This window comes from Streptomyces sp. NPDC000878, assembly GCF_053599695.1.
Window position 1 is genome coordinate 1 of sequence record NZ_JBSFMT010000151.1, and the last position, 7,597, is coordinate 7,597.

Sequence of the window (7,597 nt, forward strand, 5' to 3'; positions counted from 1 at the left end):
AGCGCGACGATCACACCCGTCCACACGTTCATGGACAGCTGGAAGCTCAGGATCGCCGCCGTCAGCGCCGAGGTCGTGACCGCGACACCGGCGGAGAGGTCGAACTCGCCGCCGATCATCAACAACGCCACCGGCAGGGCCATGATGCCCATCACGGAGGCCTGGTAGAGCACGGTCGCGAGGGCACTGGTCTCCCGGAAGGAAGGCGCCGCCGCGAAGAAGAACAGATACACACTGATCGCCGCGATCAGCGCGCCGACCTCGGGGCGGGCCAACACCCGGCGCCCCAGGGACCGTTCAGCGGTGCGGCCGTCCTTCTGAGTGGCCGGCGGAGCCGGCGGTGTGGTCACCGCCGGCGCAGCCTGCTGGGTCACACTCATCACCGGGTGCCCTTCGCGGCGAACGCGGCCACCTTCTCGACGTTGGACTTGTCGACGAAGGCCGGACCGGTCAGGATCGGCTGCTCGCCGCCGCCGCTGTAGTTGCCGTTGTTCTTGTAGAGCCACAGGGAGTCGACGGCCAAGTAGCCCTGGAGGTAGGGCTGCTGGTCCACCGCGAACTGGATGTCACCCGACTCGATGGCGGCGATGAGGTCCTTGTTGAGGTCGAACGTCGCGACCTTCGCCTTGCTGCCGGCCTCGGACGCCGACTGGACCGCCGTCAGCGCGAACGGGGCGCCGAGCGTGACGATCTCGTCGATGGACTTGTCCTGGTTGAGCTTCGCGGTGATCGTCGACTTCACTGACGGCATGTCGGTGCCGTTGACGTAGAGGGTCTCGGTCTTGCCGCTGAACGTCTTCTTCACACCGGCGCAGCGCTCTTCGAGGTTGACGTCGCCCTGGGCCTGGACGACGCACACCGCGTGCTTGGCGCCGGTGGAGTTGAGTTTGGTGCCGAGCGCCTGCCCGGACACGGACTCGTCCTGGCCGAAGAAGGACAGCAGACCCTGCTCCTTCCACACGCCGAGGCCCGCGTTGAAGCCGACGACGGGGATGCCGGCCGCCTCGGCCTTGGCGACCACGGCCTTCATCGCGTCGGGCTTGGCGAGGGTGACCGCGATGCCGTCGACCTTCTGGTCGATCGCGTTCTGCACCAGGTTGGCCTGGTCGCCTGCGGTCTCGTCGTTCGAGTAGATGAGCTTGACGTTGTCCTTGGCGGCGGCGGCCTGGGCGCCCTTGCGGATGGTGTCCCAGAAGGTGTCGCCGGAGGGTGCGTGAGTGACCATCGCGATCGTCATCCGCGGGGTGGTGGCCTTGCCCGCCGAGGCGTCGGTGCCGCCGTCCTCGGACTTCTTGCCGCCGGAGCCGCTGGAACAGCCGGCCAGCACCAGGGCGGCTGCCGCGGCCGTGGCGACGACGGGAGCGATTCTGCGGGATCGCGGAAGAGATGTGCGGTTCATGCTTCATGCACCTCGCTGTGCAATGGGAGAAAACGGGAGGAAAGGGGGGTGGCAAGTGGTGGTGGGGGGCGGGTGTGGCGGGTGTGGCAGCGATCCGCGGCTGGTGGATGGGGCCGGGGAACCGCGACGGCCTCTGTCAGGGTCGCGGTGAGAACATCAGGACAATTTAAAGCGCTTTAAGTTCTGGTACTATCGGCTCGTTTCACGAACGTGTCAAGGGTGTTGCGCAAGGAGATGTGGCGGGAGGCGCAAGTGGACGAGGCCGGTTCGGCTCGTGGCCGGGACGGTGCGAGCAGGCGCCCCCGGCTGGAGGACGTGGCCGCCCGCGTGGGGGTGTCCACCGCCTCGGTCTCCCTGGTGCTGCGCGGAGTGGCTGGCCCCAGCGAGCGCACCCGGCAGCGTGTCCTGAAGGCCGCCGCCGACCTTGGTTACCAGGTCGACCGCACCGCCAGCATGCTGGCCAGCAGACGTACCCGGCTGCTCGGCGTCATGGTCGACATCCACAGCCCGTTCCACGCCGAACTGGTCGAGCATCTGCACACGGCCGCCGAGGACGTGGGCTACGACCTCGTCCTCAGCACCCAGACCCGCACCCGCGACGAGCACACCGCCGTCGAGACACTGCTCGCCTTCCGCAGCGAGGCCCTGATCCTGCTCGGCCCGACCGCTCCCGCCGACACGCTCGCCGCCCTCGACCGCAAGGCCCCAGTCATCGCCGTCGGCCGCCGGATCGCCGACGCCGACCTGGACGTCGTACGCAGCGCCGACGAGGACGGTGTCGGACAGATCGTCGACCACCTGGTGTCGCTCGGCCACCGGGCGATCACGTACGTCGACGGCGGCAAGGGCGTGATCGCCACCGACCGGCGCCGCGGCTATCGCGCCGCCATGCGCCGGCACGGCCTGGACGCGCACATCGGCGTCCTGCGAGGTGACCACACCGAGGCGGCGGGCGAGCGCGCGGCCCGCCACCTCGTCGACGGCGGCGAGCTGCCCACCGCTGTCGTCGCCTACAACGACCAGTCCGCCATCGGCGTCCTGGCCGCCCTCTCCCGCGCGGGCGTCGACGTCCCGGGCCAGGTGTCGGTGGCCGGCTACGACGACGACGCGCTCTCCCGGCTGAGCTGCTTCAACCTGACCACCGTCAGCCAGAGCGCCCGCGAACAGGCCCGGCACGCGGTGACCGCGGCCGTCGAACGCCTCGACCAGGGCCGTACGGAGCCCCGCGAGGTGGTGCTGAACCCACGCCTCGTCCTGCGGGGCACGACCGCGGAGCGCGGCTGAACGGGATCGGCGAAACCTGCCTCCGTACGGCTGGTAGACCCCGTCGGCGAGTACGCCGGCATGCCGCGCGCCTCGACGCGGACCACCGAGACGTCCGCGTCGGGCGCGGTGGCCGCCGGCGTGACGTCGATGGTGCCGTCGCCCACGGTGTACGGGAGGACGCCTTGAGTGCGTGGGCTGCACATCGGAGCAATCACGGTACGTGTCGTGGCCGGATACAGTGCACAGCGTGTGGGCCGACAATCAGCAGCGGGAGCCGCGTACCGAGCAGCCTGACGGCCCCCGCCGCCGGGCCACGATCAACGACGTCGCCCAACTGGCCGGAGTGTCCCGCCAGACGGTGTCCCGGGCGGTGAACGACAAGGGCGAGATCGACCCGGCCACGAAGGAACGGGTCCTGGAGGCCGCCCGTCTGCTGGACTACCGGCCGAGCCGGTTCGCGCGGGGCCTGGTCCGTAAGGGGGCGGTGACGGCGGGGCTGGTGATCCCGGACCTGATGAACCCGTTCTTCCCCGAGGTGGCCGCCGGTGTGCTGGAGGCCGCCGAGCAGCGCGGCTGGCAGGTGGTCGTGTGGGACTCCCGCACCGACGACACCAGGGAGCGCGAGGCGCTCGACGTACTGTCCCATCAGGCGGACGCGGTCGTCGGCTACTTCAAGAACGACGACGACGTTCTCGCCCGTCACCTCGGCGGCGTACCGCTCGTGCTGCTCGAACGCGGCCCGCAGCAGACCCGGTTCGCGGCCGTGGGCATCGACGCCGCCGCCGGGCTCGAACAGGGCATCGCCCATCTCGTACGTCAGGGGCACCGCAGGATCGGCATGCTGGACGGGGACCGGAACGCCCCCGGCCCCCGGCGGGAGGCCTTCCTGGCCGAGATCCGACGGCACCGACTGCCCGTCGACGACAGCTGGATCGTGGTGAGCCCCGAGCACAGCGTCGCGGGTGGAGAGGCGGGCATGGGGCAACTCCTCGACGCCCGGCCCGAGATCACCGCGGTCTTCGGCTTCAACGACCTGATCGCCATCGGGGCGATGCGCTGCGCTCGGCGGCGTGGGTTGGGGGTGCCGGACGACTTGGCCGTCCTGGGGTTCGACGGGTTGTCGCTGGGGGAGTTGGTCGAGCCGGCGCTGACGACTCTGCATCTCGACAAACGGCAGTTGGGGCGGCTGGCTGTCGAGCAGGTGGCTCGGTTGCGGGCGGGGGAGGAGCCGTTGAGCGGTTCCGATGCGTGGGTGGTGCCTCAACTGGTGTTGCGCGCCTCGACGTAGGGCTCCGCCGGATGCCGGATGGGCGGTTCGTCGTTGGCTGCGGCCCGGTGGGGGCTGGTCGCGCCCCGCGGCGGAGCCGCAGATCGATACAGCCCCGCGCCCCTTTGGTGCGCGTCCTCGGCACCCGGTGTTGCCCTAGTAGAGCAACACATCGAGCGTGTACGTCTCTTGACACTGGTTTTCGGCCGTGTCGATACTCAACGGCAACGTTCACGTGAACGTTCACGGCTCTGGCCGACATCGTTGTCTTCGCCTTCTGCTCTCCCCCCACCCGTTGAACGGGCCCGAGCGGCGCCATGCCGGGTCGAGCCGTGCCCGGAAAGTGAGTGCGCGCCGATGGAACACCGAACAATGTCCCGCAGACGACTGCTGGGGGCCTCCCTCGGCGGTGCGGGTGCGGCCCTGCTGGGGCTGTCGGGATGCGGGGCGAGCAGTGGCTCGGCCTCCGTGGGTACTGACCATCTGAGCCTCTGGTACTGGAAGGGCTCGTTGAGCGACAAGCTCCTCGCCACCGCCAGGCGTGGTGTCCCCGGTGCGCCGGGGGTGAAGGTGAAGGGCTCTCAGATCCCCGACGGCGACATCGACCACAAGGTGCGCACGAGTCTCGCCGCCCACGCCTATGTGCCGGACCTGACGGTCGTGAACTCAGACAACCTCGCCACCTTCTTCCCCGACGAGAACGAGTTCCTCGACCTGCGGACGGTGGGCGCCGAATCCGTCCGCGACCAGTACCTCGACTGGAAGTGGAAGAGCTGCTTCACCCCGTCGGGCCGCATGATCGGCTTCCCGCTCGACGCCGGTCCCACCGCGCTCTACTACCGCAGGGACATCTTCCGGGCGGCCGGACTGCCGTACGAACCGGCGGACGTCGCCGAGGCGATGCCCACGTGGGAGAAGTTCATCGACGCCGGACGGACCCTCCGGACGAAGGGGCCCGGCAAGCCGTACCTGGTGAGCAACATCGGCAACGTCTTTCAGCAGGCCCTGCTCCAGAGCCCTCGGCAGTTCGTGGACGCCGACAACCGCTTCATCGGCGACCAGGCACACATCCGACGCGCCTGGGACCTGTCCGTGGAAATACTTCAGCAGGGGCTCAGCGCCAGGATCACGGACGGTACGCCGGACTACAACGCGGCCATGAGCGACGGCAAGGTCACCACGATGACCACCGCGGTGTGGGCCATCAACGGCCTCAAGGAGACCGCGCCCAGGACGTCCGGCGCCTGGCGGCTGACCACCCTGCCGGACGGTCCCGCCAACTACGGCGGCTCCTACGTCACCATGACCCGCTACTGCCGCGACCCCGAGGGCGGATTCGCCTTCATGAAGTGGCTGCTCGACCCGGAGAACCAGCTCAGGAGCTACCAGGAGATGTCCCTGTTCCCCACCACTCCGGCCGCCTACGCCGACCCCGCGATGCACACGGCCGACCCCTTCTTCGGCGGCCAGCGGCCCATCGACGTCTTCGGCCCGGCCGCCGAGAAGGCTCCGGTCATCTACTTCAGCCCGTACGAGGAGACCGCCAACACCCCGTTCTTCCAGGAGCTGACCAACGTGGAACTGCTCGGCAAGAAACCCGACCGAGCCTGGCAGGACGCGGTGGACACCGCCGAGACCACACTGTCCCGGCTGGGGGTGAGCTGACCATGGCCACGGTTCTCGACCCGCCGACCGACAACAAGCAGCGCCTGGTCCGCCGTACGCGATCCACCGCCCCCGGCGGACGGCGCCGCCACTTCCCACCCCTCCTCGCCGTCTCCCCGTTCTACGTCCTGTTCGCCGTCTTCGGCGCCTTCCCGGTCGTCTTCTCGCTGTACCTGTCCTTCCAGGACTGGGACGGCATCGGCGACATGCGCTACGTCGGGTTCAAGCAGTACGGCTGGCTCCTTGAGGACTCGGTCTTCTGGCACTCGGTGCTCAACACCTTCGAGATCTGGTTCCTGTCCACGGTGCCGATGCTCTTCCTGGCCCTGGTGCTCGCGTTCATGCTGCACTCGCAGGTCCGGTTCACCGGTGCGCTGCGGGTGGCGTACTTCATCCCCAACGTCACCTCGATGGTCGCCATGACCATCGTCTTCGGCTCCGTCTTCGCCCAGGCGGGCCTCGCCAACTCGCTGCTGCGCGCGGTCGGGTTGGACGGGGTCGGCTGGCTGTCCTCAGAGTGGGGCATCAAGTCGGCCGTCTCCATCATGATCATCTGGCGGTGGATCGGCTACAACGCCCTGATCTTCCTGGCCGGTCTCCAGGCCATCCCCACCGAGCACTTCGAGGCCGCCCGCGTCGACGGCGCGAACAGCTGGCAGACCCTCTTCCGGGTCGTCGTGCCGCAGCTGCGGCCGGTCATCCTCTTCGCCGCCGTCACCTCCACCATCAACGGCCTGCAGATTTTCACCGAGTCCCAGGTGCTGTTCCAGTCGGACGATGTCGGAACCATCGGCGGCCCCGGCCAGGAAGGTATGACCGTCGTGCTCTATCTCTGGCAGAAAGCCTTCAGAGACCACCAGTTCGGCTACGGGGCCGCGATGGGCTGGCTGCTCTTCGCGATCATCGCGGTCTTCACCGTCATCAACTGGCGGCTGGTATCCGGCTCCGACAGCGACGACCGCGCCGGGATCGCGCGCTCGCTGCGCCTGCGCCTGCGCCGCAAGGGGGTCCGTGATGGCCGCTGACAAGAGGACGACCGGCAACGCGGGCCTCGCCATCGGCTCCGGCAGCAGAGTCACCCGGATCGGTGTCCGGTCGGTCCTGCTCCTCGGTGTGCTGGTCTCGCTGTTCCCCTTCTACTGGCTGGTGGTGATGGCCTCCGGCACCACCGAGGACATCTACCAGTACCCGCCCAAGCTGATCCCGGGACCGCATCTCCTGGACAACATGCGGCGGGTGCTCGACACCGTCGATTTCTTCGGCTCGCTGTTCAACACCGTCGTCGTCGCCGTGCTCGGCACCGCGCTGGTGCTGTTCTTCGACTCGCTGGCCGCGTTCGCCTTCGCCAAGTACGAGTTCCCGGCGAAGAAGTTCCTGTTCGGCTCGCTGCTGGTCACGTACATGATCCCCGCGCAGCTCTCCCTGGTGCCGCAGTTCGTGACCATGGCCGAGTTCGGCTGGGCCGGCTCGCTGAAAGCGCTGATCATTCCGGGCGCGGCCAACGCCTTCGGCATCTTCTGGATGCGCCAGTACGCCCAGAACTCACTGCCCGACGAACTCCTGGACGCCGGGCGCATCGACGGCGCCGGCTTCTTCCGCCTGTACTGGCAGGTCGCCCTGCCCCTGTTCCGGCCGGCCCTCGCGTTCCTCGGCATCTTCACGTTCATCGGCATCTGGAACGACTACATCTGGCCCTTGGTCGTCATGATCGACCCCGACAAGGTCACCCTCCAGGTCGCCCTGGCCAACCTCAACGTCCTGTACAACACCGACTACTCTCTGGTGATGGCCGGGGCACTGATGAGTGTCGTCCCGCTGATCATCGTCTTCCTGTTCGGGGCGCGGCACTTTTTGCGGGATCTGGCGGCGGGGGCGACGAAGATGTGACGGGGGTGAGGGCTTTTCTTCGCCCCCGCCGCCCTTACCCGTCCCATCCCTCGGGGGCTCCGCCCCCGAACCCCCGTATCGCGCTGAACGCGCTCGTCCTCAAACGCCGGACG

7 protein-coding genes are annotated in these 7,597 nt (G+C 68.6%); 5 read left to right on the forward strand and 2 right to left on the reverse strand.

The genetic code is table 11. The features are described from left to right. Both ACWDR4_RS49370 and ACWDR4_RS49375 read right to left on the reverse strand, forming a co-directional pair. A partial coding sequence (locus ACWDR4_RS49370; RefSeq protein ID WP_450418678.1) for an ABC transporter permease subunit occupies positions 1–380 on the reverse strand: 380 nt, incomplete at its 3' end. Beyond that, positions 380–1,399 (reverse strand): sugar ABC transporter substrate-binding protein, encoded by a 1,020-nt coding sequence (locus ACWDR4_RS49375; protein ID WP_450418680.1) that lies wholly within the window; start codon positions 1,397–1,399, stop codon positions 380–382. The genes ACWDR4_RS49370 and ACWDR4_RS49375, both read right to left, overlap by 1 nt. Positions 1,400–1,633: 234 nt before the next feature. On the opposite strand from ACWDR4_RS49375, the gene ACWDR4_RS49380 reads away from it, so the two are divergent. The 5 genes from ACWDR4_RS49380 (at position 1,634) to ACWDR4_RS49400 (ending at position 7,484) form a co-directional block, all read left to right on the forward strand. Then, on the forward strand, positions 1,634–2,683 hold the full coding sequence (locus ACWDR4_RS49380) for a LacI family DNA-binding transcriptional regulator (protein ID WP_450418689.1): 1,050 nt from the start codon (positions 1,634–1,636) through the stop codon (positions 2,681–2,683). Positions 2,684–2,912: 229 nt separating this feature from the next. Continuing rightward, positions 2,913–3,953: a LacI family DNA-binding transcriptional regulator gene (locus tag ACWDR4_RS49385; protein WP_450418682.1), complete on the forward strand. Its 1,041-nt coding sequence runs from the start codon at positions 2,913–2,915 to the stop codon at positions 3,951–3,953. 351 nt (positions 3,954–4,304) lie between these two features. After that, positions 4,305–5,597, forward strand: a complete 1,293-nt coding sequence (locus ACWDR4_RS49390) for an ABC transporter substrate-binding protein (RefSeq protein ID WP_450418684.1) — start codon at positions 4,305–4,307, stop codon at positions 5,595–5,597. A 2-nt stretch (positions 5,598–5,599) separates the two neighbouring features. Continuing rightward, positions 5,600–6,622, forward strand: coding sequence for a carbohydrate ABC transporter permease (locus tag ACWDR4_RS49395; protein ID WP_450418686.1), 1,023 nt, complete (start codon positions 5,600–5,602; stop codon positions 6,620–6,622). After that, a complete protein-coding gene (locus ACWDR4_RS49400; protein WP_450418687.1) occupies positions 6,612–7,484 on the forward strand; it encodes a carbohydrate ABC transporter permease in 873 nt (290 codons plus the stop codon). The genes ACWDR4_RS49395 and ACWDR4_RS49400 overlap by 11 nt, the downstream gene beginning before the upstream one ends. The last annotated feature ends 113 nt before the right edge of the window (positions 7,485–7,597 follow it).

Coding starts and splice junctions, on each gene's coding strand:
- ACWDR4_RS49375 (WP_450418680.1), bottom strand. CDS start 1,399: ATGAACCGCACATCTCTTCCGCGATCCCGCAGAATCGCTCCCGTCGTC.
- ACWDR4_RS49380 (WP_450418689.1), top strand. CDS start 1,634: ATGTGGCGGGAGGCGCAAGTGGACGAGGCCGGTTCGGCTCGTGGCCGG.
- ACWDR4_RS49390 (WP_450418684.1), top strand. CDS start 4,305: ATGTCCCGCAGACGACTGCTGGGGGCCTCCCTCGGCGGTGCGGGTGCG.
- ACWDR4_RS49395 (WP_450418686.1), top strand. CDS start 5,600: ATGGCCACGGTTCTCGACCCGCCGACCGACAACAAGCAGCGCCTGGTC.
- ACWDR4_RS49400 (WP_450418687.1), top strand. CDS start 6,612: ATGGCCGCTGACAAGAGGACGACCGGCAACGCGGGCCTCGCCATCGGC.